Annotated in this window: 28 protein-coding genes; 14 read left to right on the top strand and 14 right to left on the bottom strand. The window is 70.2% G+C overall.

Going from position 1 to position 22962, the window contains the following annotated elements; all coding sequences use genetic code 11:
* The first annotated feature begins 3 nt into the window (after positions 1 to 3).
* Positions 4 to 723 carry a helix-turn-helix domain-containing protein gene (locus NBT67_RS06185; RefSeq protein WP_251343961.1) on the top strand — a complete coding sequence of 240 codons (720 nt, stop codon included), beginning with the start codon at positions 4 to 6 and terminating at the stop codon, positions 721 to 723.
* 1 nt (position 724) lies between these two features.
* Here the strand turns inward: NBT67_RS06185 and ndk are convergent, their stop codons facing one another.
* The 5 genes from ndk to NBT67_RS06160 all read right to left on the bottom strand — a co-directional run bounded on the left by ndk (position 725) and on the right by NBT67_RS06160 (position 3088).
* The gene (ndk, locus tag NBT67_RS06180; protein ID WP_251343960.1) at positions 725 to 1189 is read right to left on the bottom strand and encodes a nucleoside-diphosphate kinase; all 465 of its coding nucleotides are present in this window, start codon (positions 1187 to 1189) and stop codon (positions 725 to 727) included.
* Complete coding sequence (locus tag NBT67_RS06175) at positions 1186 to 1380, bottom strand: 50S ribosomal protein L24e (protein WP_251343958.1); 195 nt, start codon at positions 1378 to 1380, stop codon at positions 1186 to 1188. The genes ndk and NBT67_RS06175 overlap by 4 nt, the downstream gene beginning before the upstream one ends.
* The gene (locus tag NBT67_RS06170) at positions 1380 to 1604 is read right to left on the bottom strand and encodes a 30S ribosomal protein S28e (RefSeq protein WP_049936843.1); all 225 of its coding nucleotides are present in this window, start codon (positions 1602 to 1604) and stop codon (positions 1380 to 1382) included. The genes NBT67_RS06175 and NBT67_RS06170 overlap by 1 nt, the downstream gene beginning before the upstream one ends.
* 6 nt (positions 1605 to 1610) lie before the next feature.
* Positions 1611 to 1973, bottom strand: a complete 363-nt coding sequence (gene rpl7ae, locus NBT67_RS06165; RefSeq protein WP_251343956.1) for a 50S ribosomal protein L7Ae — start codon at positions 1971 to 1973, stop codon at positions 1611 to 1613.
* Positions 1974 to 2143: 170 nt separating this feature from the next.
* A complete protein-coding gene (locus tag NBT67_RS06160; RefSeq protein WP_251343955.1) occupies positions 2144 to 3088 on the bottom strand; it encodes a ring-cleaving dioxygenase in 945 nt (314 codons plus the stop codon).
* Positions 3089 to 3203: 115 nt separating this feature from the next.
* Between NBT67_RS06160 and tmcA the strand changes: the two genes are divergently transcribed.
* A complete protein-coding gene (gene tmcA / locus NBT67_RS06155; protein WP_251343954.1) occupies positions 3204 to 5435 on the top strand; it encodes a tRNA(Met) cytidine acetyltransferase TmcA in 2232 nt (743 codons plus the stop codon).
* 78 nt (positions 5436 to 5513) lie between these two features.
* On the opposite strand, the gene NBT67_RS06150 is transcribed toward tmcA, so the two are convergent.
* From NBT67_RS06150 to NBT67_RS06140, 3 genes are all read right to left on the bottom strand, one after another.
* Complete coding sequence (locus NBT67_RS06150) at positions 5514 to 6254, bottom strand: GNAT family N-acetyltransferase (RefSeq protein ID WP_251343952.1); 741 nt, start codon at positions 6252 to 6254, stop codon at positions 5514 to 5516.
* Positions 6255 to 6325: 71 nt separating this feature from the next.
* On the bottom strand, positions 6326 to 6655 hold the full coding sequence (locus NBT67_RS06145) for a 4Fe-4S dicluster domain-containing protein (RefSeq protein ID WP_251343951.1): 330 nt from the start codon (positions 6653 to 6655) through the stop codon (positions 6326 to 6328).
* Positions 6656 to 6766: 111 nt separating this feature from the next.
* Positions 6767 to 8389 carry an aldehyde ferredoxin oxidoreductase C-terminal domain-containing protein gene (locus NBT67_RS06140; protein ID WP_251343950.1) on the bottom strand — a complete coding sequence of 541 codons (1623 nt, stop codon included), beginning with the start codon at positions 8387 to 8389 and terminating at the stop codon, positions 6767 to 6769.
* Between the two features lie 83 nt (positions 8390 to 8472).
* Here NBT67_RS06140 and NBT67_RS06135 point away from each other — a divergent pair, with 83 nt between their 5' ends.
* Positions 8473 to 8715, top strand: coding sequence for a hypothetical protein (locus NBT67_RS06135; protein WP_251343949.1), 243 nt, complete (start codon positions 8473 to 8475; stop codon positions 8713 to 8715).
* A 241-nt stretch (positions 8716 to 8956) separates the two neighbouring features.
* Positions 8957 to 10120 carry a pyridoxal-phosphate-dependent aminotransferase family protein gene (locus NBT67_RS06130; RefSeq protein WP_251343948.1) on the top strand — a complete coding sequence of 388 codons (1164 nt, stop codon included), beginning with the start codon at positions 8957 to 8959 and terminating at the stop codon, positions 10118 to 10120.
* An 82-nt stretch (positions 10121 to 10202) separates the two neighbouring features.
* Here the strand turns inward: NBT67_RS06130 and NBT67_RS06125 are convergent, their stop codons facing one another.
* On the bottom strand, positions 10203 to 10979 hold the full coding sequence (locus NBT67_RS06125; RefSeq protein ID WP_251343947.1) for a GTP cyclohydrolase IIa: 777 nt from the start codon (positions 10977 to 10979) through the stop codon (positions 10203 to 10205).
* A 128-nt stretch (positions 10980 to 11107) separates the two neighbouring features.
* On the opposite strand from NBT67_RS06125, the gene NBT67_RS06120 reads away from it, so the two are divergent.
* Positions 11108 to 11884, top strand: coding sequence for an HAD-IIA family hydrolase (locus NBT67_RS06120; protein ID WP_251343945.1), 777 nt, complete (start codon positions 11108 to 11110; stop codon positions 11882 to 11884).
* Here NBT67_RS06120 and NBT67_RS06115 read toward each other — a convergent pair.
* Both NBT67_RS06115 and NBT67_RS06110 read right to left on the bottom strand, forming a co-directional pair.
* A complete protein-coding gene (locus NBT67_RS06115; RefSeq protein WP_251343944.1) occupies positions 11881 to 12534 on the bottom strand; it encodes a potassium channel family protein in 654 nt (217 codons plus the stop codon). The genes NBT67_RS06120 and NBT67_RS06115 overlap by 4 nt on opposite strands.
* A 1-nt stretch (position 12535) precedes the next feature.
* On the bottom strand, positions 12536 to 13978 hold the full coding sequence (locus NBT67_RS06110) for an APC family permease (protein WP_256474701.1): 1443 nt from the start codon (positions 13976 to 13978) through the stop codon (positions 12536 to 12538).
* Positions 13979 to 14205: 227 nt separating this feature from the next.
* Here NBT67_RS06110 and NBT67_RS06105 point away from each other — a divergent pair, with 227 nt between their 5' ends.
* Positions 14206 to 14349, top strand: a complete 144-nt coding sequence (locus NBT67_RS06105) for a hypothetical protein (protein ID WP_251343943.1) — start codon at positions 14206 to 14208, stop codon at positions 14347 to 14349.
* A 101-nt stretch (positions 14350 to 14450) separates the two neighbouring features.
* Here NBT67_RS06105 and NBT67_RS06100 read toward each other — a convergent pair whose 3' ends face one another.
* Together NBT67_RS06100 and NBT67_RS06095 are read right to left on the bottom strand one after the other, a co-directional pair.
* Positions 14451 to 14849, bottom strand: coding sequence for an OsmC family protein (locus NBT67_RS06100; protein ID WP_251343942.1), 399 nt, complete (start codon positions 14847 to 14849; stop codon positions 14451 to 14453).
* Between the two features lie 58 nt (positions 14850 to 14907).
* Entirely contained in the window at positions 14908 to 15642 is a 735-nt protein-coding gene (locus tag NBT67_RS06095; RefSeq protein WP_251343941.1) for a metal-dependent hydrolase, read from the bottom strand.
* Positions 15643 to 15769: 127 nt separating this feature from the next.
* On the opposite strand from NBT67_RS06095, the gene NBT67_RS06090 reads away from it, so the two are divergent.
* On the top strand, positions 15770 to 16501 hold the full coding sequence (locus NBT67_RS06090) for a fumarylacetoacetate hydrolase family protein (protein WP_251343940.1): 732 nt from the start codon (positions 15770 to 15772) through the stop codon (positions 16499 to 16501).
* Positions 16502 to 16539: 38 nt separating this feature from the next.
* Here the strand turns inward: NBT67_RS06090 and NBT67_RS06085 are convergent, their stop codons facing one another.
* On the bottom strand, positions 16540 to 17784 hold the full coding sequence (locus NBT67_RS06085; protein ID WP_251343939.1) for a Zn-dependent hydrolase: 1245 nt from the start codon (positions 17782 to 17784) through the stop codon (positions 16540 to 16542).
* Positions 17785 to 17924: 140 nt separating this feature from the next.
* Between NBT67_RS06085 and NBT67_RS06080 the strand changes: the two genes are divergently transcribed.
* The 7 genes from NBT67_RS06080 to NBT67_RS06050 are packed head-to-tail and all read left to right on the top strand — an operon-like array spanning position 17925 to position 22936.
* Positions 17925 to 18494 (top strand): phage tail protein, encoded by a 570-nt coding sequence (locus NBT67_RS06080; protein ID WP_251343938.1) that lies wholly within the window; start codon positions 17925 to 17927, stop codon positions 18492 to 18494.
* Positions 18491 to 18976: a phage tail protein gene (locus tag NBT67_RS06075; RefSeq protein WP_251343937.1), complete on the top strand. Its 486-nt coding sequence runs from the start codon at positions 18491 to 18493 to the stop codon at positions 18974 to 18976. Before NBT67_RS06080 ends, NBT67_RS06075 begins: the two co-directional genes overlap by 4 nt.
* Before the next feature lie 55 nt (positions 18977 to 19031).
* On the top strand, positions 19032 to 20114 hold the full coding sequence (hisC, locus tag NBT67_RS06070) for a histidinol-phosphate transaminase (protein WP_251343936.1): 1083 nt from the start codon (positions 19032 to 19034) through the stop codon (positions 20112 to 20114).
* An 8-nt stretch (positions 20115 to 20122) separates the two neighbouring features.
* Complete coding sequence (locus NBT67_RS06065) at positions 20123 to 20620, top strand: adenylate kinase family protein (RefSeq protein WP_251344351.1); 498 nt, start codon at positions 20123 to 20125, stop codon at positions 20618 to 20620.
* Entirely contained in the window at positions 20617 to 21219 is a 603-nt protein-coding gene (locus tag NBT67_RS06060) for a CDP-alcohol phosphatidyltransferase family protein (protein ID WP_251343935.1), read from the top strand. Before NBT67_RS06065 ends, NBT67_RS06060 begins: the two co-directional genes overlap by 4 nt.
* 58 nt (positions 21220 to 21277) lie before the next feature.
* Positions 21278 to 21805: a multiprotein bridging factor aMBF1 gene (locus NBT67_RS06055; RefSeq protein WP_251343934.1), complete on the top strand. Its 528-nt coding sequence runs from the start codon at positions 21278 to 21280 to the stop codon at positions 21803 to 21805.
* Positions 21806 to 21838: 33 nt separating this feature from the next.
* The gene (locus tag NBT67_RS06050) at positions 21839 to 22936 is read left to right on the top strand and encodes a carbon-nitrogen hydrolase family protein (RefSeq protein ID WP_251343932.1); all 1098 of its coding nucleotides are present in this window, start codon (positions 21839 to 21841) and stop codon (positions 22934 to 22936) included.
* The last annotated feature ends 26 nt before the right edge of the window (positions 22937 to 22962 follow it).

Raw genomic sequence — 22962 nt, 5'->3', positions numbered from 1 at the left:
GTAATGCGTGAGTTCACGTTCGACGTCGTGTACGAGACGGGCGCCGATCCGGTGATGGACGTGTTCATCGAGCATCCGACGCTCGTCGCCGAGGCGTTACACGGTGACGTCACCGAGGACGGTTTCTGGCGTGTGGAGCGGTTGACGGGGCCACCGGCGGCGCTCGACGCCGTCGAACGCCTCCGCCTCGACGAGACGGTGCGGACGGCGTCGGTGACCGAGGCGGACTGTTCGGCCACCCGGGTCCACGACGTACTCGAACGCTCGGAGGACGAACGGGTGATCTACACCTACCTCGAGGGCGTCGAGGACGGCGAGTCCGTCCAGACGCTCGCGGGTCGGTATCTCCCGCGCGGATCGCTCTTCTGTACCAGTCGACGGAAATCTCGGCACGGCTGGCGCGTCTTCCTGCAGTCTGACGAGAAGGTGGGACTACTGTACGACGCGCTCAGTGCGAACCTGCGGCAGGGACTCACGTTCCACATGGGCCACCTCGGCGACGCCGAGGGGTGGGGGCACGACTCGCTGGGATCGATTTCGCTTCCTCCCGACCAGCGCCGAGCGATGCGGGCCGCCCTCGATCACGGCTACTACCGGACGCCGCGGGCGATTACGCTCGACGACCTGGCCGGGGAACTCGACGTGCCACGGTCGACGCTCTCCTATCGGTTGCGTCGGGCCGAAGAACGACTGGTTACCGGGTATCTCGGCGAGCCGAGCTAGGCTACTCGTACAGCCAGGTCTCGTCGATTCGCTCGTAGTCCTGGAGTTCGTCCTCGTCGAAGAAGAGGTCGATCTCCCGCTCGTTCGCACCCTCGTCCTCGTGGTCGGAGCCGTGGATGACGTTCCGACCGAGGTCGAGGCCGAAGTCGCCCCGGATCGTTCCGGGGTCGGACTCGGCGGGGTCGGTCTCGCCCATCATGGCGCGGACCTGGCGGGTGGCGTCCTGTCCCTCCCAGACCATCGCCATCACCGGGCCGGCGGTGATGAAGTCGACGAGGCCCTCGAAGAAGGGCTTGTCTTCGTGTTCGCCGTAGTGTTCGTGGGCGAGTTCGTCGGAGATGGTCATGAACTTCGCGCCGACGAGTTTGAGGCCGCGGTCCTCGAAGCGGGAGATGATCTCGCCGATCAGGCCTCGCTGGACCCCGTCGGGCTTGACCATCACGAAGGTGCGCTCGGCGTCGCTCATTCCTCACCCTCGCCGCCGGCCCGCCCGTCCGCGGTCCACTCCAGATCCCTCGCCTCGCGGCCGAGGAAGTAGTTCTTCTCGGCTTTGGAGTCCACGAAGTGCAGGATGGTGCCGTCCGTCCTGACGTACATGGTCCCCGTGCCGGGTTCGATCTCCTCGCCCGTGTAGTCGCAGGTGCGTGTGTCGACCATTACTGTCCTCCGATGGAGTCGGCGTCGCGCTGTGTCTCGCGCAGTTGGAGCACGTCGCCCTCGCGGACGGGGCCCAGCACGTTGCGCGTGATGATTCGCCCCTGATTCGACCCCTCCTGGATGCGACATTTGACCTGCATGGCCTCGCCATGCATGCCGGTCTTGCCGACGATCTCGATTACCTCGGCGGGCATCGAGTCGCTGGCACTCTCTTCGGCGCTCATGGTCGCTTACCGGAGGTCCTCGACCTTCGTGGCGATGTCTTCGACCTGTTCCTCCGCGTCGCCCGCGTCGACGATGGCGGCCGCGGCGCTCCCGACTTCGAGCCCTGCCGCGTGGCCGACGTCGTCCTGCGTCTCGACGAAGACGTACGGAATGCCCTTCTCGTCGGCGAGTTCGGGCAGGTGCATCACGATCTCCTCGGGCTGGACGTCCTCCGCGATGACGACGAGTTCGGCGTTGCCGCGCTCGACCGCCTTGGTCGTCTCGTTCGTTCCTTTCTTGACACTCCCTGTGTCTCGCGCTACTTCGAGCGCCTCGATGGCGCTCTCGGCGAGATCCGCCGGGACATCGAAATTGACGTAAACTGACATGGTTTGTACCTCCCACCCGTCGGCTCGCACACCTCACCAGAGTGAGTCCCTGATGGCGAGGCGAATCATCAACCGCGGGCAGGCTGTACAGTCGGTTAGCAGGGGCCCCCATAAAAGCGCTTTCAAAGCCGTGAGACAGTGTGATCGCTGCACACGGGCCTTCGCCCGGACTACCTGCTGACCGCCTCGTCCAGTTCCAGCGCGGGCAGCCCCGCCTCGATCTCGTCGCGCCGCCCCTCCAGCCACTCCGGCAGGACGAGGCGCTCGCCGAGGTTGGCCAGATCCTCGTCGACCGTGTATCCCGGTTCCGTCGTCGCGTACTCGAAGAGGACGCCGCCCGTGGTGCGGGCGTACACCGACTCGAACCACTTGCGGTCGATGATCTCCGTGGGCCGCAGGCCGTGGTCCATCAACACCTGCCGCCACTCGGGCTGGGTCTCCTCGGTCACCTGGAAGGCGACGTGGTGGACCGTCCCCGCGCCGGGGCGGCCCTGTGGCGCCGACGGGTCCGCGACCAGGTCGACTGCGTATCCGAGGTCGCCGTGTGACTCGTAGCGAACGCGCCGGCCCTCGCTCCCCGACTCCTCGAAGCCCATCGCCTCCAGCAGCGTCGCCGTCCGCTCGGCGTCCGACAGCGAGAGGGTGACGCCGAAGAAGCCACGGACGGCGTGTTCGGCGGGGACGGGACCCTCCGGCGGGTCGCCCGCCGGGGCGTCGGCCCGGGCGACGAGTTCCAGCGGCAGGCCGTCCGGGTCGCGAAACGGGATCACGACGTCGCCGAACCGCTCGACGGGGTCGTCGGCGTCGACGCCCTCGGCCGCCAGCCGGTCGACCCAGTAGTCGACCGAGTCGCCCGGGATCAGGAAGGCGACGGCGCTGGCCTGCCCGGTTCCCACCTGTCCGGGGGCGGCGTCCGGATACGGGAAGAACGTCATGCTGGTCCCGGGGGAGCCGCCGTGGTCGCCGTAGAACAGGTGATACACCGACACGTCGTCCTGGTTCACGCTGCGCTTGACGAGACGGAGGCCGAGCGTCTCGGTGTAGAACGCCGCGTTGCGAACGGGGTCGCTCCCGACGGCGGTGACGTGGTGGAGTCCGGGAATGGCTTCGGGCATGTCCCCCAGTACGGTTCGGCCCAAGTTAACGGCTCCGTAACACTAGTGTCACCACCCGTCACCGTCGTCGCCGGGGAGGGCAAGGCCCTTGGTCGCCGCCGGGGTACGGCCGGACATGGACCTCGCCGGCGTCGTCGCGGCCCTGCGGGCCGAAGCCGAGCGCGCGAACGAGCGTCGCCTGCTGACACTCGCCGGCGACCGGGACCGAGGGCTCGACGCCGCCGCCGAGGCCGTCGCGGCGTTCGACGACCCCGACGCGACGGTCGTCACGGGCAGGGAAGGGGTCGGCTGGGCCGAACGGATCGATCCGGCCCACGCGTCCCGACTCCTCGGCACCACGCGCGACGTCGTCGTCCTCGACGCCCACGCGGCGTTCTCGGCGAACGCCCTCGGGCGGGTCGTCGGCGCCGTCGACGGCGGCGGCCTCCTCGTCCTCGTGACGCCGGCCCTCGACGACTGGCCCGCGGCGCGAACCGACGCCGACGAGCGCCTCGCCGTCCCCCCCTTCACCGTCGCGGAGGTGACCGGGCACTTCCGGCGGCGGCTGGTCGACACCCTGCGCTCCCACCCGGGGGTCGCCGTCGTCGACGTGGACGCCGAAGTGATCGAGCGCGACGGCCTGACCGACGCCGGGCCCGCGCGGCCACGGGCGCCGGTGACGGCCCCCGACGACGCCGCCTTCCCGCGAGCGGCCTACGAGGCCTGTCTCACGGCCGATCAGGCCGACGCCCTGGCCGCGCTGGAGCGCCTCCGGGAGCGCGGCGTCGCCGTCGTCGTCGAGGCCGACCGGGGACGCGGGAAGTCCGCGGCCGCCGGCCTCGCCGCCGGCTGTCTCGCCGCCGACGGCCGTGACGTCCTCGTGACCGCGCCCGCCTACCGCAACGCCGCGGAGGTGTTCGAGCGGGCGCGGGCGCTGCTCGACCGACTGGGAACCCTCGCCGACGCGGACGGCGAGGCGCACGTCCTGTCGGCGGCCGGCGGCGGCAGGGTCCGCTTTCTCGACCCCGGGGCGGCGGCCGCCCTGCCGGACGCCCCCGACGCCGTCGTCGTCGACGAGGCGGCCGCCCTGCCCGTCCGCCGCCTCGAAGCCTTCCTCGACGCGCCGGCGACGGCCTTCGTCACGACGGTCCACGGCTACGAGGGGACCGGCCGCGGGTTCGACGTGCGGTTCCGTGACCGCCTCGCGGAGAGCGACCGGGAGGTGGTCGACGCCCGCCTCGACGACCCGATTCGGTACGCCGCCGGCGACCCGGTGGAGGTGTGGGCGTTCCGCGCCCTCCTGCTGGACGCCCGCCCCGCCGTCGACCAGCTTCTCGCGGGCGCGACGCCCGCCGACGCCACCTACCGGACGCTCGACGCCGAGACGCTGCTCGCCGACGAACACCTCCTGCGGGAGGCGTTCGGCCTCCTCGTCCTCGCACACTACCGGACGGAGCCGGACGACCTGGCGCGCCTGCTCGACGCACCCAACCTCACCGCCCGGGCGCTGCTCGTCGACGGCCACGTCGCCGCCGTCGCCCTCCTGGCCCGGGAGGGGGGACTCCCCGCCGACCTCCGCGAGGAGATGTACGAGGGGGCGCGGGTCCGGGGGAACATGCTCCCGGACGTGCTGACGAGTCAGTTGCGCGACCGCGAGGCGGGCGAGCCCGTCGGCCACCGCGTGTTGCGCATCGCCACCCACCACGCGCTCCGCTCGGAGGGGTTCGGCTCGCGGCTCCTGTCGGCCTGCCACGAGGAGTTCGACGACGACGTGGACTGGTTCGGCGTCGGCTACGGCGCGACGCCGCGGCTCGTGCGGTTCTGGGAGCGAAACGGCTACCGCACGGTCCACTGCTCGACGACCCGCAACGCGACCAGCGGCGAGTACTCGGCGGTGATGCTCCGGCCGACGAGCCCGGCCGGCGAGGCGCTCCACGACCGCCACGCCCGGCGGTTCCGCCGCCGGATGCGTGACGGCCTCTCCGACGCCCTCCGCGACCTCGACCCCGACGTCGCGCGGGCGACGCTGCGCGCGACCGACGGCGCGTTCGCGCCGTCGCTCTCCGATCACGAGTGGCGGGTCGTCGCCGCCGCGGCCTTCGGACCGGGACTGTACGACGCCGCCCCCGGCGCGTTCCGGGACCTGGCGCTCGCCCACCTGACGGCCCCGACGGCCGACCTCTCGGCCCGGGCCGAGCGGCTGCTGGTGCGCAAACCGCTGCAGGCACACGGGTGGGAGCGAGTCGCGGCCGACCTCGACTACGTCTCGACCCGGCAGTGCATGCGGGCGCTCGGCGAGGCCTACCGGCCGCTGGTCGAGGCGTACGGGACCGAGGCCGCGGCCGAGGAACGCCGCCGGTACGAGTGATACGGGTGGTTGTGACTGTGTCCCGGACGTTCGCCGAGACGGCCCGGCGAACCACCGGGACTGGCTCACGATACGGGACTACGCGCAGTCGAGGAACCGGGCCATCATCACCTCGTCGACGTACTCGTCGTCGATGCGGTAGTGGTCCTCGCGCACCGCCTCGGTCTCCCAGCCGTGGGCCTCGAGGAAGTCGATGGCCGCCTCGTTGGTCGCGGGGACGCTGTTGTACAGTTTCTCGAAGTCGTGGTCGCAGGCCCAGCGGAACCCGCGCTCCAGGAGCGCGGTGCCGATGCCGTGCCCGCGGTAGGTGGGCAGGAGACCGACCGTCAACACCGCGGTGTGGGCCAGTTTCTCCGTCTCGGGGAGGTCCAGGTGGACCCAGCCGACCACCTCGTCGTCGACGCAGGCGACGAACACCATCCGCGACCGCACCTCGTTGTGCCGGAGGATCACCTCCTCGTGATCCAGCAGGTCCGCCACCGTCTCCGCCTCGATGTAGGTCCCCTCCTCCGCCACGGCGCGGATGACGCCGATCAGACCGGAGAGGTCCCGCTGCTGGGCCGCCCTGATCGTGTAGGTGAGGTCCTCGGCGTCGTGTTCCTCCACGTCCTCCTCCTGGTAGGCCACCCGCAGTTTGTTGCCGTCACGCCTGATGTAGCCGTCGCGCCGGAGGATGGTGACGTGGTGACCGAAGGCCTCGGGGTCGAGGTTCAACGCCCGGCGGGCCCCGTCCGCCCGCACCTCCCCGTGGGCTTCGATGTAGTCGTAGATGTCCCGGCGGTCCTCGTGATCGAAGTTCAGTTTCTCGGTCAGTTCCATGGGACCCTGTAACAGGGTGTCGTACTTAATCGTTCGTGATGGTCCGGTGGGTCACGGAAAGGGTGGGGCGATCAGACGCGGTTCTCGCGGCTCGCGTCCACGTCGATGGCGTCGACCGGACAGACGTCGACACAGAGCATGCAGTCGATGCACTGGTCCTCGTGGGTCGGGTGAGCCTTGAGTTCGCTCTCGGGATGGCCGGGCGTGTCCACCCACTCGAAGACGTCGACGGGACAGTCCTCCAGACAGGCGCCGTCGGCGAGACAGATGTCGAAGTCGACGGCGACGTGCGTGCCGTGGATGCCGAGTTTCTCGGGCGGTTCGACGGGTCCCCAGACGGCGACGCCGTCCTCCTCGTCCACCTGCTCGCGGGTTCGCTCGAAGTTCGGGTCGATGGCCATATCCGACCTCCGCGTCCGGGACGGATAAACCTACGACCGAACGCTCGACGGCCGCCGCGATCAGTCCGCGCTCGCCCCGACGGCACCGTCGGGGACGACGCCCCGGTCTGTCTACCCGCGGGCGTCGTAGTAGGCGTCGAGCGCCGCCTCGAAGTCCGGCAGGTCGTAGGGCAGGTCGTCGTCGGCGCGGTCGAACCCGCGCCGGTTGTTGAAGTGGCGTTCGAGTTCGACGACGCGCCCGCCCACGTCGAGCAGGGTTTCGAAGTCGGCGCCGAACAGTTTCTCGAACCGCTCGTCGGTCATCATGCCCCGCGAGAACCGGCAGACGACGCCGCAGTCCTCCAGCGCACGCTTGTTCTCCAGTTCGACGAGCTTCTCCGCCTTGGCCGCCGAGAGCCCCGCCGGTTCGAACGCCTCCGAGGCGTCGACGAGGGGGTACTCGTAGGCGTAGAACGTCGCGTACATGTGGTCGGCGCCGCGGTTCGCGGTGGCGAAGGCGAGGCCCTGCCCGTTGAGGGTGCGGCCGTCGTGCGCGGAGAAGGTCATCCCCTTGACCGTCCAGTCCTCGACGCCGAGTTCGTCGTGGAAGCGATGGATGCCTTCGGCGAGCAGGTCGCCGTCGCCCTCCCGGTGGGCGATTCGCTCCACCGTCTCGTGGATCAACTCGTCGTCGCCGAAGGCGTCGTTCGCCTTCAGGTACGCCGCCACGGCGTTGCCACAGGAGATGGTGTCCATCCCCAGGCGGTCACAGAGGTCGTTCGACTGCATGATCGAGACGACGTCGTCCACCTCGCAGTTGCCGCCGAAGGCCATGATCGTCTCGAACTCCGGCCCCTCCGTCTCGACGCCCGATGCCTCGTCCCGCGTCGGCAGTTTGCAGGCGAAGGCACACTGCGAGCAGGTCCCCTTCTTGTACTTTTTCTCCTCCACCCGGTCGCCGTTGATCTTCTCGAACGCCTCGTAGCGGACGTCCTCGAAGTAGCGGGTGGGGAAGGAGCCGATCTCGTTGGCGAGGTCCGTGACGCTCGCGGTCCCCTGCCGTTTCATGATGTGGTCGCTGGTGGCCGCCTCGCGGTGGATGGTGGCCGCCTCGGCGTCGACGTCCACGTCGGGGACGGCGTCGCCGTCGAAGGTGAGCGCCTTCACGTTCTTCGACCCGAGGACGGCGCCCAGTCCGCCGCGGCCGAACGCCCGCGTCTCGCTGGTCATGATGCAGGCGAAGCGGACCTCGTTCTCCCCGGCCGGGCCGATGCAGGCGACGTGTTCGGCGCCCAGGTCGTGTTCCGCCTCGACGTACTCCGTGACGGCGGGCACCTCCGCGCCGGCGAGGTCGGGCACCTCCTCGAACTCGACGCCGTCCTCGCGGACGTGGACGATCAGGGGCACGTCGCTCGCCCCGACGAGTTCGATCACGGCGTTGCCGGTGCCGAGCAGGTTCCGGGAGACGAACCCGCCGGCGTTGGTCGAGAGCAGGCCGTCCGTCAGCGGGGAGACGGCCGTCGCCGACGTGCGGCCGGTGAAGCTCATCGACGACGCCTGCATCGGGCCGGTCGTGAAGTAGACGCGGTTCTCCGGTCCCAGCGGGTCGGCGTCGAACGGGATCCGGTCGTGGGCGAGGCGGGTGGCGACGCCCCGGCCGCCGATGTAGGCGTCGAGGACGTCGTCGACGCCCTCGGTCTCGACCCGCCGCGATCCCACGTCGACCGTGAGGAGCGGACCCTCCATGGTGAGCATGGTCGGAGTCGGGCGCCCCGTGCTATTAAACGGTTGCCCCCGCGAGCCCTCGGACTTTTCACCCCGGCTCCCGAGGCCGGGGTATGGGTTCACCGCCGGACGCCCCGACCGACGAGTTCCGGCCGGATCCGGGCGGATCGGACGCCTTCTTCGGCTGGTACCACCACGCGCTCGCGTTCGCGTACAGCGTCAGCGCCGCCGTCTCCGCCGGATCGATGCCCCTCGACCGACTGGCGCTCTACTTCGGCGCCTCGCTGGTGGGCGCGTACGTCGTCGTCGCCGCGCTCACCCTCCTCTGGCGGCGTCTGCTTCCGCGCGTGATCTGATACCGCCGGCCGTGGGCGTGTGGCATCCGGCGTGCCGACGACCTCACGGCCGACGGTCCGGGCCTCCACCGGCCGACGACCACCCGTCGCCGGGAAGCCTCCCGGACTTGAACGGCCGTCCATATCCGTGGGTGAGAACGACACGGGGGATGCTCACATGTCGCAATTGTCGAACCTCTCCTTCGACAATATATTGCCACGAACACGGGGGTTTTTACTTCGCTCGTCCGTCGGGTCGGGTATGAGGAGTCCACCCGAGACGAGTGAACTCGACACTCCCTCACGAATCCTGATGGGTCCCGGTCCGAGCATGATCCACCCGCGCGTCCTGCGCGCGATGTCGACGCAGGCGCTCGGATACATGGACCCGTCGTTCCTGGAGGTGATGGACGACATCCAGGAACTGCTGCGCTACACGTTCCAGACGGACAACGAGTGGACGCTCGCCACCAGTGGGACGGGCACCGCGGCGATGGAGACGGCCATCGGCAACCTCGTCGAACCGGGCGACACGATGCTGGTTCCGACCAACGGCTACTTCGGCGACCGGATGGGCAAGATCGCGCGCCGCGCGGGCGGCGACGTGGTGACCGTCGACGCGCCGTGGGGCGAACCGCTCCAGCCGGCGGACGTCGCCGACGCCTTCGACGAGCACCAGCCCGACGTGTTCGGGTTCGTCCACGCCGAGACCAGCACCGGCGTCCGCCAGCCGGACGTGCCGGACCTCACCGACATCGCCCACGACCACGACGCCGTCGTCGTCGCGGACTGTGTCACCTCGCTCTCGGGCGTCGAACTCCGCGTCGACGACTGGGGCATCGACGCCGCCTACGGCAGCCCCCAGAAGTGCCTCTCCTGTACCCCCGGCGCGACGCCGCTCACGATCGGCGAGCGCGCCCGCGAGAAGATACTGAACCGCGACGACGACACCGGCTCCTGGTATCTCGACCTCGACCTCGTCATGGAGTACTGGGGCGAGGAGCGCAACTACCACCACACCGCCCCGACGACGAACTTCTACGGCCTCCGCGAGGCCCTGCGGATCGTCGCCGAGGAGGGTCTGGAGAACCGCTGGGAGCGCCACCGCGAGGTGGCGGGCGAACTCCGTGAGGGCCTCCAGAACCTCGGTCTCACGCCCGCCGCCGAGGAGGAGTACTGGCTCCCTAGCCTGAACACGGTCGAGGTGCCCGACGGCGTCGACGACGACGCCGTCATCGAGTACCTGATGGCGGAGTACGACGTCGACATCGCGAGCGGCCTCGGCGCGCTGGAGGGTGAGGTCTGGCGCATCGGCTGCATGGGCTACTCCGCCCGCCGGCAGAACGTCGCCTGCCTCCTGACCGCGATGGAGGAGGCCCTCGACGCCCAGAACTTCGACGTGGACGAGCCCACGATCGAGGCGTAGCTATCGTAGCGATTGAAACCGCATACACCTCAGATCGTACGCCGTACTTCGATCTGATGTGCAGTGACTTTCAATCGCTACTCTACTCCCCTTCGACGCCCGCCGCCACGTCGTCGAGTTCCACCGCGGTCCCGCGGTGACGGCACTCCTCTAACGCGTGTTTCGCGGCCATGCCCGCCTCGTGAGCGGTCGCGCCGCGGCCGACCCCGACCTTGAGTTCGACGCCCACCGACTCCTCCACGTGGTCGATGGCGTCGCGGTAGGCGTCCCTCCCCATCTCGGGGGTGACGGCGATGATGTTGTCGCCGCCGACGAAAAAGGAGAGGCCGCCGTGTTCCTCCCGGAGGTAGCGCATCAGCGTCGCGTACCCCTGCTCGATTTCGATGAAGGAGTCGAACTCGTTGAGTCGGTCGGTGTACTTCTCGGTCGCGTCGTTCACGTCGAAGTGAGCGATGGAGACGTCGTCGCTCCCGTCGGTGATCGGGTCCCCGGCGAGCACCTCCCGGCGGTCGCCGTCCTGTGCGCTGCCGGCGCGCTGGAGGCCCTCGGTCGCCGCCTCCAGTGCGACCGCCGGGTTCGCGTCGACGCCGACGCCGAGGCTCAGGGTGACCGGGTAGCGGTTGCCCGTCGACTCCTGGAGGAGTCGGTGGGCGTCGGCGCCCAGCCCGTTCGTCACCGCGACCATGTTGTCGAAACGGGTGAAGAAGGCGTAGCCGCCCCGGTGGCCGACGAACTGTGCGATGTCGGCGAAGAGACGCGACTGGAGCGTCTGGAGGTCCATCTCCCGGCGCGGTTCCGGCGTCACCGTCCACGGCCCGTAGTTGTCGATCTGAACGAGCGTCAGCTGCGTGTTCGTCACGGTGTCGGGAGGTGGGGCGGCGTCCCAATGGCTCTTTGGTTTGCAACCGGCGCGACGCGGCCGAAACGAAGGGGCGGATCGACCCGCAGCCGGCAGTCTCAACTGCCCGCCACCCCTACGCATCGGCGATGACCTACCGCGGAGTCGTCCTCGACGTGGACGGGACGGTGGTGCGCGGCGACGACCCGATCCCCGGCGCGGCCGAGGGACTCGACCGGCTGGCGGCGGCCGGCTGTCGGCGGCTGTTCGTCTCGAACAACCCGACCAAACGGCCGCCGGCCTACGCCGACCGGCTCCGACGGGCCGGCTTCGAGGTCGACCCCGCGGAGATCGTCACCGCCGGGACGGTCGCCACGACCTACCTCGCCGACAACCACGCCGAGGACGACCTCTTCGTCGTCGGCGAACCGGCGCTCGTCGACCAGCTGACCGACGCGGGGCTGACCGTCGTCACCGACGAAACCCGGGCCGACGCCGTCGTCCTCTCGATCGACCGGTCGTTCGACTACGACCGCCTCTGTGCGGCGCTGCGGGCGTGCGCGGGCGGCGCCACGCTCGTCGGCACCGACCCCGACATGGTGATCCCCGCGGCCGAGGGCGACGTCCCCGGATCGGGGGCGATCATCAACGCCGTCGCCGGCGTCGTCGGCCGTGATCCCGATATCGTCCTCGGGAAGCCCTCCGACCCCGCGCTCCGGATCGTCCGCGACCGCCTCGGCGTCCCGCCCGCGGCGTGTCTGGTCGTCGGCGACCGCCTCGACACCGACGTCGCGCTCGGGGACCGCGCCGGAATGACGACGGCGCTCGTCCGCACCGGCGTCACCGACGACGACGACCTGGCCCGGAGCGACGTGACGCCCGATTACGTCCTCGACTCGCTGGCCGACCTCGACCGGCTCCTCTAGCCGCGAAGCAGGTTCATCACCTCGTCGGCCACGTCCGACTCGACCGCGATGACGTAGCGCTTGCCGGGCGTGAGCGTCGTGTCCGGCCGGGCGACTCGGTCACCGTCGTCGTCCGAGATGACGAGCGTGCCCGCCGGGAACCGGGTCTCGCGGAGTTCCTTGTTCGCGGCCGGCGCGCCCTCCTCGACCCGGATCTCCACGATGTCGAGGTCGCCGGTCACGTCGGCGAGCGAGCGCACGTCGCTCCCCTCGATCTCGTTGACGGCGACGCGCGCGCCGGCGTCCTCCGGGAACACCGTCTCGTCGACGAAGCGACGGTAGCCCGCCCGCTCCGTGCTGTCGATTCGCGCGACGGTTCGGATCCCGGGCGCCAGTTCCGCGGCCTCCATGCAGACCGCCAGGTTCAGCCCCGGTTCGCCCGTCAGTCCGGCGATCACGTCCGCCGACTCCACGCCCGCCTGGCCGAGGATGTCGGGGTTGGAGGCGTCGCCGCGGATGACCGTCGCCACGTACTCGTCGGCGATGGCGTCGCACCGGTCCGGATCCCGCTCGATCACCGTGAGGTCGTGCCCCCGATCGTCGAGGGTGACCGCTGCCTGGTAGCCGACACGTCCGCCGCCCGCGATGATGATGGTGAGGTGACTGGGCATGTTAGTCGTCTCCCGGTGTGGTTCGTCCGTCGCCGTCGGTCGCCTCGCTCGCCCGCAGCCTGTTGTGGACGGCGTACGCGACGGCGCCGAGGGCGATCCAGCCGACGCTGAGAAGGAGCGCGAGCGTGTCGGTCCGGAGCAGATACCGGACCAGCACGCCCGTCAACAGCAGGTTGAGCAGGATGCCGAGGATCGGCGGGACGGGGTAGTACGGCAGTTCGTACGGCCGGTTCATGTCCGGTCGCTCCCGCCGGAGCTTGATCACCGAGGCGTTGACGACGATGAAGGAGAGCAGGAAAAACAGGCTGGACATGTTGCCGGCGCTCTGGGTCGGCAACACGACCGAGCCGAGCATCACCACCCCGCTCGCGAGGATGGCGACGAAGGGCGTCCCGTACCGGTGATGAAGCTGTCCGAACGAGGGGAGGAGCTGTTCCTCCCGCCCCATCGAGAACGCCACGCGCGAGGAGGCGATGACGACGGCGTTCAGCGCCGTCAGCGTCGAGAAGACGGCGCCGAAGACGATGATCGCCCCGCCGTTCCGGATCACCGGCAGCCCCGTCGGCATGAACTCCGTCGCTGCCTGGGCGATACCGGCTTCGCCCGCCGCCGCCAACCCGTCGGCCCCGAGGGTGCCGACGGCGACGCCCACCACCGCGAGGTAGACGACCACCGTCACCGCCAGACTCGCGAAGATGGCCTTCGGGATGTTCTCGCGGGGGTTTTTCACCTCCTCGGTCACCGTCGTGATGAGGTCGTACCCCTCGAAGGCGATGAACGTCAGCCCCATCGCGGGGAGGACGCTGAGGGGGCCGGCCTCGCCCGGGAACAGCGGCTGGAACTCCGCCGACGAGAACATCGGCGAGGTGGCCCCGAAGGCGACGAAGACGACGAGGATGCCCACCTTGATCAGCGTGAACACCGTCTCGACGCTCCCGCTCGCGGCCGTCGACAGCGCGTTCAGGCCGACCAGGAGAAACACCGCGAGCGAGGCCAGCAGGACCGCCGCCGGAATCCCGGCGTCGACGACGGGGAGGGAAACGGCGCCGACGGCGTCCGGCGCCGGCGCCACGTCGTAGACGTGCAGGAGTTCGAGGAAGTTCGGCGCGAACCCCAGCGCGTACAGCCCGCCGGCGATCATGTAGGCGAACCAGAGCATCCACCCCATCAGGAAGGACGACAGGTCGTCGAACACCTCCCTGACGAAGGCGTAGCCGCCGCCGCTCTTCGGAATCGAGGACGCGAGTTCCGCGTAGGAGAGCCCGGTGAACGCCGTCACGACGCCGTTGAGGACGAACACCAGGATCGCCGCGGGGCCGGCGATCTCGGCCGCCAGCCCCGTCAGGACGAAGATCCCCGCCCCGATCATCGCCCCCATGCCGATCATCGTCGCGTCCAGGAGCCCGAGGTCGGACTCCGGGGCGCGCTCGCCGTGGCTGCTCACGCCGCCCACGCTCCTCGACCCCGCACCGTTCCCCGTCGCTCGTTGCCGTCCATCACCGGACCGTCTGCGGACACGGAGGGCGGCCACAAAAATACGGGGCGTGGCTCCCAGTCCGAGGGAACGTCGGCGGCCGGCCGATCCACGACTCGTCCCCGAAACCCGCGGCGTCGACCGTCAGCGGTGCGTCTGACGCAACGTTATTTATCTCCGGAACCCTACCATGGGGCATGGCAGCGAATGACAGCCCGTACGTCTTCCGTGACGAGGTTCCGGACGACGCGGACGAGGAGCCACGGAACCGTTCGACTGAGGGACAGGAGGTCGTCATCGTCGACGGCCGGGCGATGAGTTACCGCTGGTACCGCCGCTGACGACGTTTCGTCCGCGCGCCACGACGTGTAGCGGCGGCGCCGTCGGAGCGCCCCGCCCCCACCGCCCCGAACGGTGACCGAGCGCCGGCGCGAGTGCCGCCTCAGAAGGCGTCGCCGTACGCGTCGACGTCGGCTTCGAGTTCCTCGCGGAGCGCCGAGTGAACGTGACAGATGTCCTCGGCGCGCCCGACGATTTCGTCCAACTCGTCCTCGGAGAGGTCGGCGGCGACGTGAACCGCGAAGCTGATCGACTCCAGGTCCTCCTCCTCGTCCAGGTCGGCGTCGGCGTCGATCTGGATCTTGCCCAGGTCGTCGTGGCCGCGCTGCTGGCCGCCGACGCGGAACGCGGGCAGGAAACAGGAGGCGTACGTCGCCACCAGCGCCGCGTTCGGGTTCGGACCGGACTCGTCGGTGGCGTCGACGGTGAACTCGAAGTCGCCGACCTGATTGACGCAGGCGAAGCCTTCCTCGCTGACGGTGATCGTCTCGATGTCGCTCATTCCACCGGGCCGAACGTCCCGGGGCGTCTAAACGCTGTCCATCCCGGGACCGTCGCCGTCACTCGTCGGCGTACGGGCGCTCGAAGGCGTAGCTCTCGTCGCCGTCGAGGACGTGAACCTCGGCGTCCGACCCGGTCGCGGCGACTTCCCGGCCCACCTGGTCGACGTCGATCTCGACGGGCGGGAACGTGTCGTAATGCATCGGGAAGACGTGATCCACGTCCAGCCAGTCGGCGGCGATGGCGGCCTGTGCCGGCCCCATCGTGAAGTGGTCGCCGACCGGGAGCGCCGCGGCGTCGGGTTCGAGGAACGGCCCGATCACGTCCCGCATCTCGGTCATCAGCCCGGTGTCGCCCGCGTGGTAGAAGGCGAAGGCGTCCTCGTCGGTTTCCTGTGTGGGCTTCGTGTCGCCGATGACGTAGCCGGCGGGCATGCCGGCGCTGTACTCGTAGTCCGTGCCGATGCCGTTCGTGTGGTCCGCGCGGTGCATCGTCACGTAGGCGTCGCCACACTCGACGGTCCCGCCGAGGTTCATCCCGACGGTGTCCTCGGCGCCGTGTTCGTCGGCGACCCAGCCGGTCAGCTCCGGCGTTCCCACGACCGTCGCGTCCGTGAACGCGCCCACGTCCGCGATGTGGTCCGCGTGACCGTGAGTCAACAGGACGTACTCCGGCGACGGTACCTCGGCCGGATCGAGTGACGTGAACGGGTTGTCGAAGAACGGATCGATCAGCAGGGACGTATCGTCGACGGTGACGTACCACGTGGAGTGGCCGTGCCAGGTGAGCTCCATTGCGTTACTGAGTTGTCGGGAACCGCACGTCAATCTTGTCCCCCGCCGCGCCTCGGGACACCCGGCGGTCCCGACCGCGCTCGACCGAACGGGGAAGGCTTATTTCGCCCGCCGATGACTCGCCTCCATGCGACAGGTCAGATTCCGCGACCCCGCAGGGATGGTACGGACCGGCGAGTGGCACGGCGACGCCGTCAGTTTCGCCGACGAGACGTACGACCTCGACGAGGTGGACGTCCTCGCGCCCTGTGAACCGTCGAAGATCGTCTGTATCGGCCTCAACTACGCCGACCACGCCGAGGAGGAGGGCATGGACATCCCGGACCGTCCGATGCTCTTCCTGAAGCCGCCGAACACCGTGGCCGCACACGGCGACACCGTCACCCTGCCCGAGGGCAAGGAGCAGGTCGACTGGGAGGCCGAACTCGGCGTCGTCGTCGGCGAGCAGTGTCGCAACGTCGACGCCGCGGACGCCGAGTCGGTGATCGCCGGCTACACCGTCGTCTGTGACGTCTCCAACCGCGACGACCAGCGCCAGGAGCAAAACTGGGTGCGCGGGAAGGCCTTCGACGGCGCCGCGCCCCTGGGCCCGGTCGTCGCCGACCCCGAACACCTCCCCGACGACGCCGAGGTCAGCCTCCGCGTCAACGGCGAGACGAAGCAGTCCTCCGACATCACCCAACTCATCTTCACGGTGCCGGAACTGATCGAGGAGATCTCGACGTACATGACCCTCGAACCGGGTGACGTCATCTCGACGGGGACCCCCTCCGGCGTCGGCGGCCTCGAGGACGGCGACGAGGTGGCGGTCGAAGTCGAGGGCGTCGAGACCCTCTCTTTCTCCGTCCGGCAGGACTGACGGGCGGTCGCCGGCCGCGACGACCGCTTCGTCGCCCGCTACTCGTCCGCCACTCCGGCCAGGTCGAGGGCGGCGTTCGCCAGCGTGTCCGCCGCCGCGTAGCAGTCGTCCCAGTCGGTGAACTCCTGTGGCGAGTGGCTCTTGCCGTCCTCGCTCACCGCGAAGACCATCGCGGCGTCGCAGACGCTCGCGACGCGCGTCGCGTCGTGGCCGGCGCCGCTGACCAGTCGCTGGGAGGCGTACCCCCGGTCGTCGGCCGCCGACTGGACGGCGTCGACACACCGGTCGGCGAAGTCGACGCTCTCGACCGACATGCGCTCCTCGTAGCGCCACTCCAGGCCCTCGCGCTCCGCCGCCGCCGCCGCCTCGCCCTTGACCCGGTCGACCGCCTCCGCGACCGTCTCGTCGTCCGGGTCCCGGAAGCCGACGGTGAACGTGACCTCGCCGGGGACGATGTTGATCGATCCCGGATCGGCCTCGATGACGCCCGTCGTGCCGACGGTTCGCTCCCCGAGCGTTCCCGGGATCCGACGCACCCCCGTGATGACGTCCGCGGCGCCGACCAGCGCGTCGCGCCGGTGGTGCATCGGGGTCGTGCCGGAGTGGTTCGCCTGTCCCTCGAACGTGATCTCCCCCCACTGGAACCCCACCACGCCCGTGACGACGCCCACGTCGTCGCCGGCGTCGTCGAGGCGCGGCCCCTGTTCGATGTGGAGTTCGAGATACGAGTCGTAGTCGTACCCCGGCTCCGCGGGGACGTCGCCGCGGTAGCCGATCCGCTCCAGCGCGTCGACGAAGCGAACCCCGTCCCGGTCGGTCGCCTCGTACGCCGCCTCCTGCGAAAGCGCCCCGGCCCAGACGCCGCTCCCCATCATCGCCGGCTGGAAGCGGGACCCCTCCTCGTTGGTCCAGTTGACGAGTTCGACCGGCCGCTCGGTCGTGATTCCCTCGTCTTCCAGCGTCTCGACGAACTCGAGGGCGGCGAGAACGCCCAGCGGGCCGTCGTAGATGCCGCCGTGTGGCTGGCTGTCGAGGTGGGACCCGAGCAGCACCGTCCCCGCGTCCGGGTCCGCCCCCGGTCGCCGGCCGAACACGTTGCCCACCTCGTCGACGCGGACGTCGAGTCCGGCGTCGGTCATCCGGTCCCGGAACCAGTCGCGAACTTCGCGGTCGGCCTCCGACAGCGTCACCCGGTCGAGCCCGCGTTCGCCGTCGATGCCGCCGATGTTCGCCTGTTCTTGCAGTCGGTCGACGAGTCGTCGTCGGTCGATAGCGATCCGCATATCTCGTGCAACGGGGCCACCACTCAAAATACCGACCGGTCACACCGGAAACCTTCAAGAGCGCACGGTGAGTCGTCCCAACTGAATGAGTCACGGTACCACACCACGAGAATCGACACCGCCGTCCCCGGAGCGCGTCCATGCCTGACCGACACGGCCCGCTCCGGGTGGCCCGATTCCTCCTCGAAATCGACGGCATCGCGAAGGCCGGCTTCAGCCGCTGTCGGCTCCCGTCCGCGTCGACGTCGGTCGTGGAGTATCGCGAGGGCAACGAGCGGCCGACGCCACGGAAACTCGCCGGCCTGAACGACTACGGCCCCCTCGTGCTCCGCGCGGGCGTCACGGACGCCTCCGTCGAACTCGCCGAGTGGCGGCGTCTCGTCGAGTCGGGCAAGGTCGACGAGGCGCGCCGGGCCATCGCCGTCGTCCTCCTCGACGAGGAAGGGGCGACGGCGGCCCGGTGGGAGTTCCGCAACGCCTGGCCCGCCCGTTACGAGGGGCCAGCGCTCGACGCCAACCGCTCGGCCGTCGCCATCGAGACGCTCGAAATCGTCTCCGAGGGGGTCGAGCGCGCCGACGCCTCCGGAGAGACGGACGGCGGGAGCCGCCGCGACGAGCGGGCGCCACCGCGGAAGGCGTCCCTCGACGCGCCGTCCGAGACGCCGAGGGGCGGATCGCGGGACGGCACGGACTCCCGAACGAAGCGATGACCGACCGGCCAGTCGACCCCTACCTCCGCCACCGGTTCGACGTCGACCTCGGGGACGACCGCCCGCCGCTCGGCTTCACCGAGGTGACCGGCCTCTCGGTTCGCGTCCAGGCCCGGCCGGCCGACGGGGACGAGGGCGCGCCCGACTGGTTCGACTGGCTCGACCGCCCCGGGCGAGCCCTCGGCGCCGCGCCCACACCGGAGCGGCGACGCACCGACTCGCCGCCCCTCCGGCTCCGCCGCGGCGTCACCGACGACCGACGGCTCTGGGACTGGCTGCGGGACTGGGTCGACGGCGCCGTCGAGGCGCGGGACGTGTGCGTCTTCCTGCTCGACGACGCCGGCGACCGGGCGCGGGGCTGGCGCTGTCGGGCGGCCACGCCCCTTCGGTGGGCCGGCCCGAAACTGGCCGCCGACCGCCCCGACGTCGCGACCGAGACGCTCGAACTGGCTCACGAGGGGATCGACGCCATCGACGCGTGAGCGTGGCCGGGGGTCATTGACCACGCTTAAGCGTCGGCGTCCGCATCCTCCGACCATGCAACCACGGGATCTCTCGGGACTCTCGCCGTACGTCCCCGGCCGCGGCGCGGAGGAGGTCGCCCGCGAGTTGGGGATGGACCCCGACGACCTCACGAAACTCTCCTCGAACGAGAACCCGCACGGCCCGAGTCCGGCGGCCGTCGAGGCCATCCGCGAGACGGCGCCCCGGGTCGGCGTCTACCCCAAGGCCTCCCACACGGACCTCGGCGAGAAACTCGCCGATCGCTGGGACGTCGCCCCCGAACAGGTCTGGGTGACGCCGGGTGCCGACGGCGCTCTCGATTACCTCTCCCGGGCCTTCCTCGACCCGGGCGACCGGGTGCTCGCGCCCGACCCCGGCTTCTCCTACTACCGCATGAGCGCCCGCTATCACCACGGCGAGGTGGCCACTTACCCGCTGTCGAAGGCCGACGACTTCGCCCAGACGCCCGCCACCGTCCTCGACGCCTACGACGGCGAGCGGATCGTCTACCTCACGACGCCCCACAACCCGACCGGTGCCGAGTTCTCGCGGCCGGCGATCCGCGAACTCGCCGCGTCGGTCGACGACCACACGCTCCTCGTCGTCGACGAGGCCTACGCCGAGTACACCGAGGCGCCGTCGGCCGTCGACCTGCTCGACGAGTACGACAACCTCGCGGTCACGCGGACGTTCTCGAAGGCCTACGGCCTCGCCGGCCTGCGCGTCGGCTACGGCGTCGTGCCCGAGTCGTGGGCGGACGCCTACGCCCGCGTCAACACCCCCTTCGCCGCCAGCGAGGTGGGCTGTCGGGCCGCGCTGGCCGCCCTCGACGACGACGACCACCTCGAACGGACCGTCGAGACGGCCCGCTGGGCGCGTGCCTACCTCCGCGACGAACTCGACGCGCCGACCTGGGAGAGCGGCGGCAACTTCGTCCTCGCGGAGGTCGGCGACGCGTCCGCCGTCGCCGACGCCACCCAGCGCCGGGGCGTCATCGTCCGCGACTGCTCCAGTTTCGGCCTTCCGGAGTGCGTTCGCGTCTCGTGTGGCACCCGAGAGACCACGCCTCGGGCCGTCGAGACCATCAACGACGTCCTGGCGGAGGTGCGCGCGTGAGCGACGACCTGCGGGTCGCCGTCACCGGCACCCCCGGCACCGGCAAGACGACGGCGACGACCCTGCTCGACGGCCCGGTCGTCCACCTCAACGAACTCGTTCGGGAGGCGGGCCTCTGGACCGAGCGCGACGAGGAGCGCGACTCGCTGGTCGCCGACCTGGAGGCCGTCCGCGAGGCGGTCGGCGACTGGTCCGGCGTCGCCGAGTCCCACCTCGCTCACCACCTCGACGCCGACCGGGTGGTCGTCCTCCGGTGCCGGCCCGACGTGCTCGAAGACCGCCTGCGCGAACGCGGCGCGAGCGAGGAGAAGGCGGCCGAGAACGCCGAGAGCGAGGCGCTCGACGTGATTCTCTCCGAAGCGGTGGACCGCCACGGCACGGGAAACGTCTACGAGATCGACACGACCGGGCGGACGCCCGCCGAGGTGGCCGCGGACATCGAGGCGGTGATCGCCGGCGACCGAGAGCCGAGCGCCGGCGACGTCGACTTCCTCGAGTACCTATGACCCTCGACCGCCTGCGCCCGGTGGCCGAACTCGCCCTCGATCCGATGGTGGCCGCGGCCGACCGGATCGGCCTCACGCCCGACGGCGTCAGCGTGATCGCCTTCGGGTTCGCGCTCGCGGCCGCCGCGGGCTTCTACCTCGCGACCCCGCTCGGCTACCTCCTCGGGGCGCTCTGTGTCCTCGCGAACGGCTGGCTGGACCTGCTGGACGGCGCGCTCGCCCGCACGCAGAACGTCGACTCGCGGGCCGGCGACCTGCTGGATCACGTCCTCGACCGCTACGCCGACGTCGTCCTCGTGGTCGGCCTCGCGGCCGGCGTCTCCCGCTACGACCTCGGCCTCCTCGCGGTCACCGGCGTCCTGATGACCTCCTACCTCGGCACGCAGATCCAGGCCGTCGGGCTCGGCCGGGAGTACGGCGGCCTCGTGGGGCGCGCGGACCGCCTCGCCCTCGTGGGGATCACGGGCGTCGTCGCCGCGGCCGTCTCCCGACCCCTCGGCCCCCTCTCGGTCGTCGGCTGGCTGCTCGCCTTCTTCGCCGTCGTTGGGCATCTGACGGCGCTCCAGCGGTTCTGGGGCGCCTGGCGCGACCTCTCCTGACCGCGTGTCGGGTGCCGGGGGCGCACCTTTTATCCCCCGGCGTCCGCTACGGAGGGGTATGCCCCAGTGTGAAATGTGCGGTGCCGAGAGCTCATCCCTCACGACGACGAAAGTCGAAGGGGCGGAACTGGACCTCTGTGACGACTGCACGGACTTCGGGACCGAGGTGCGGACCGAGTCGGAGAGTTCCACCTCGACGAAGTACTCCACCTCGTCGTCCTCGTCGTCATCGTCGTCGTCCTCGTCGTCCGGCGGATCGAGTTCGAGCGGTGGCGGCTCGACCCGCCGCCGGGACATGTTCGACGACATGGAGGAACTCGCCACGGACTACGACGACCGCATCCGGTCGGCCCGCGAGGAACGCGGCCTGAGCCAGGAGGACCTGGCGAAGGAACTCAACGAGAAGGCGAGCCTCATCCGCAAACTCGAACGGGGCGACGTGCTCCCCAGCGACGAGGTACAGCGGAAACTCGAGCGGGAACTCGACATCTCGCTCTCCGAGGGCGGCGGCGACGGTGACGCCGAGTGGTCCGGTGGCTCCTCGACGACGACGACCCTCGGCGACGTGGTCAAGCGAAAGGACTAGGGCGTTATGTCGGTCGGGGCCGTCCCCCCGACCATGTCCCGTGACGTGGCCGAGACGTTCACGCTCGGTGCCGCACAGATCGAACCGGAGTATCACGACGCCGAGGGCACCCTCGCGAAGACCTGCCGGTGGATCGAGCGCGCCGGCGACCGCGGCGTCGACGTCCTCGTCTTCCCCGAGACGTACTTCCCCGGCTACCCCTACTGGCGGCGCAGCACCTCCATCGCCCGGTGGACCGACCTGATGGTCGACCTCGGCGCGAACAGCCTCCACGTCGACGACGACGCCGTCTCGATCGTCGGCGAGGCCGTCGCCGACGCCGACCTCCACCTCGTCCTCGGGACGAACGAGGTGGACGACCGCCGGGGGAGCGAGACGCTCTACAACTCGCTGTTTTTCTTCGACAGATCGGGCGAACTCGTCCGCCGACACCGGAAGCTCATGCCCACCCACGACGAGCGGAGCATCTGGGGCCGGGGCGACCCCGCCCACCTCACCACCCACGACACCGACGTGGGGCGACTCGGCGGACTGGTCTGCTACGAGAACCACATGACCCTCTCGAAGGCGGCGCTGTGTGCGGACGGCGAGGAGATACACGCGGCCGTCTGGCCGGGCTTCTGGGAGCAACACGGCCACCCCGGCGACAAGACCCGCGCCGAGTCCGCCGACGCCCGCGACACCTGCGACATCTACCCCGCGGTCCGGGAGTACGCCTTCGAGACCCAGTCCTTCGTCGCCTCGTGTTCCGCCTACATGAGCGACGACGTCCCCGAGGGGTTCGAGGAGGGGGAGATCGGTTTCGGCGTCGGCAACGGGGGAAGCATGCTCGTCAACCCCGCGGGGATCGTGAAGGCCGGCCCGGCGGTGGGGGAGGAGACGCTGCTGACCGCCGAGTTCGACCGCGACGAGCGCCGCGCCACCAAGGCCTACTTCGACGCCATGGGCCACTACACCCGCTGGGACGCGGTGAACCTGGAGGTGCGCGACGGCCGGCCCGACCCGGTCCACGACCACCACGCCGACCGGCCGGCCCTCTCCGCCGCGCGGGCCCAGTCGCTCGCCGAGGAGTACGACGTGCCGATCGAGGCGGTGGAGGGCATCGCCGACGCCATCGCGGACGACGGATAGCCACGTTTTTTCACCGGCGCCCTCCC

The organism is Haloplanus sp. GDY1, from assembly GCF_023703775.1.
In the GTDB taxonomy this organism is placed as follows: Archaea; Halobacteriota; Halobacteria; order Halobacteriales; family Haloferacaceae; genus Haloplanus; species Haloplanus halophilus.
The sequence above is the reverse complement of the archived record's forward strand: the minus strand, read 5'-3'. Positions and strand labels throughout refer to the sequence as shown.

Coding starts and splice junctions, on each gene's coding strand:
- NBT67_RS06160 (WP_251343955.1), bottom strand. CDS start 3,088: ATGCCCGAAGCCATTCCCGGACTCCACCACGTCACCGCCGTCGGGAGC.
- NBT67_RS06105 (WP_251343943.1), top strand. CDS start 14,206: ATGGCAGCGAATGACAGCCCGTACGTCTTCCGTGACGAGGTTCCGGAC.
- NBT67_RS06080 (WP_251343938.1), top strand. CDS start 17,925: ATGCCTGACCGACACGGCCCGCTCCGGGTGGCCCGATTCCTCCTCGAA.
- NBT67_RS06060 (WP_251343935.1), top strand. CDS start 20,617: ATGACCCTCGACCGCCTGCGCCCGGTGGCCGAACTCGCCCTCGATCCG.
- NBT67_RS06150 (WP_251343952.1), bottom strand. CDS start 6,254: ATGGAACTGACCGAGAAACTGAACTTCGATCACGAGGACCGCCGGGAC.
- NBT67_RS06050 (WP_251343932.1), top strand. CDS start 21,839: ATGTCCCGTGACGTGGCCGAGACGTTCACGCTCGGTGCCGCACAGATC.
- NBT67_RS06115 (WP_251343944.1), bottom strand. CDS start 12,534: ATGCCCAGTCACCTCACCATCATCATCGCGGGCGGCGGACGTGTCGGC.
- hisC (WP_251343936.1), top strand. CDS start 19,032: ATGCAACCACGGGATCTCTCGGGACTCTCGCCGTACGTCCCCGGCCGC.
- NBT67_RS06100 (WP_251343942.1), bottom strand. CDS start 14,849: ATGAGCGACATCGAGACGATCACCGTCAGCGAGGAAGGCTTCGCCTGC.
- NBT67_RS06090 (WP_251343940.1), top strand. CDS start 15,770: ATGCGACAGGTCAGATTCCGCGACCCCGCAGGGATGGTACGGACCGGC.
- NBT67_RS06170 (WP_049936843.1), bottom strand. CDS start 1,604: ATGAGCGCCGAAGAGAGTGCCAGCGACTCGATGCCCGCCGAGGTAATC.
- NBT67_RS06055 (WP_251343934.1), top strand. CDS start 21,278: ATGCCCCAGTGTGAAATGTGCGGTGCCGAGAGCTCATCCCTCACGACG.
- NBT67_RS06130 (WP_251343948.1), top strand. CDS start 8,957: ATGAGGAGTCCACCCGAGACGAGTGAACTCGACACTCCCTCACGAATC.
- tmcA (WP_251343954.1), top strand. CDS start 3,204: ATGGACCTCGCCGGCGTCGTCGCGGCCCTGCGGGCCGAAGCCGAGCGC.
- NBT67_RS06185 (WP_251343961.1), top strand. CDS start 4: ATGCGTGAGTTCACGTTCGACGTCGTGTACGAGACGGGCGCCGATCCG.
- NBT67_RS06140 (WP_251343950.1), bottom strand. CDS start 8,389: ATGCTCACCATGGAGGGTCCGCTCCTCACGGTCGACGTGGGATCGCGG.
- NBT67_RS06095 (WP_251343941.1), bottom strand. CDS start 15,642: ATGGAGCTCACCTGGCACGGCCACTCCACGTGGTACGTCACCGTCGAC.
- NBT67_RS06145 (WP_251343951.1), bottom strand. CDS start 6,655: ATGGCCATCGACCCGAACTTCGAGCGAACCCGCGAGCAGGTGGACGAG.
- ndk (WP_251343960.1), bottom strand. CDS start 1,189: ATGAGCGACGCCGAGCGCACCTTCGTGATGGTCAAGCCCGACGGGGTC.
- NBT67_RS06085 (WP_251343939.1), bottom strand. CDS start 17,784: ATGCGGATCGCTATCGACCGACGACGACTCGTCGACCGACTGCAAGAA.
- NBT67_RS06120 (WP_251343945.1), top strand. CDS start 11,108: ATGACCTACCGCGGAGTCGTCCTCGACGTGGACGGGACGGTGGTGCGC.
- rpl7ae (WP_251343956.1), bottom strand. CDS start 1,973: ATGTCAGTTTACGTCAATTTCGATGTCCCGGCGGATCTCGCCGAGAGC.
- NBT67_RS06175 (WP_251343958.1), bottom strand. CDS start 1,380: ATGGTCGACACACGCACCTGCGACTACACGGGCGAGGAGATCGAACCC.
- NBT67_RS06135 (WP_251343949.1), top strand. CDS start 8,473: ATGGGTTCACCGCCGGACGCCCCGACCGACGAGTTCCGGCCGGATCCG.
- NBT67_RS06075 (WP_251343937.1), top strand. CDS start 18,491: ATGACCGACCGGCCAGTCGACCCCTACCTCCGCCACCGGTTCGACGTC.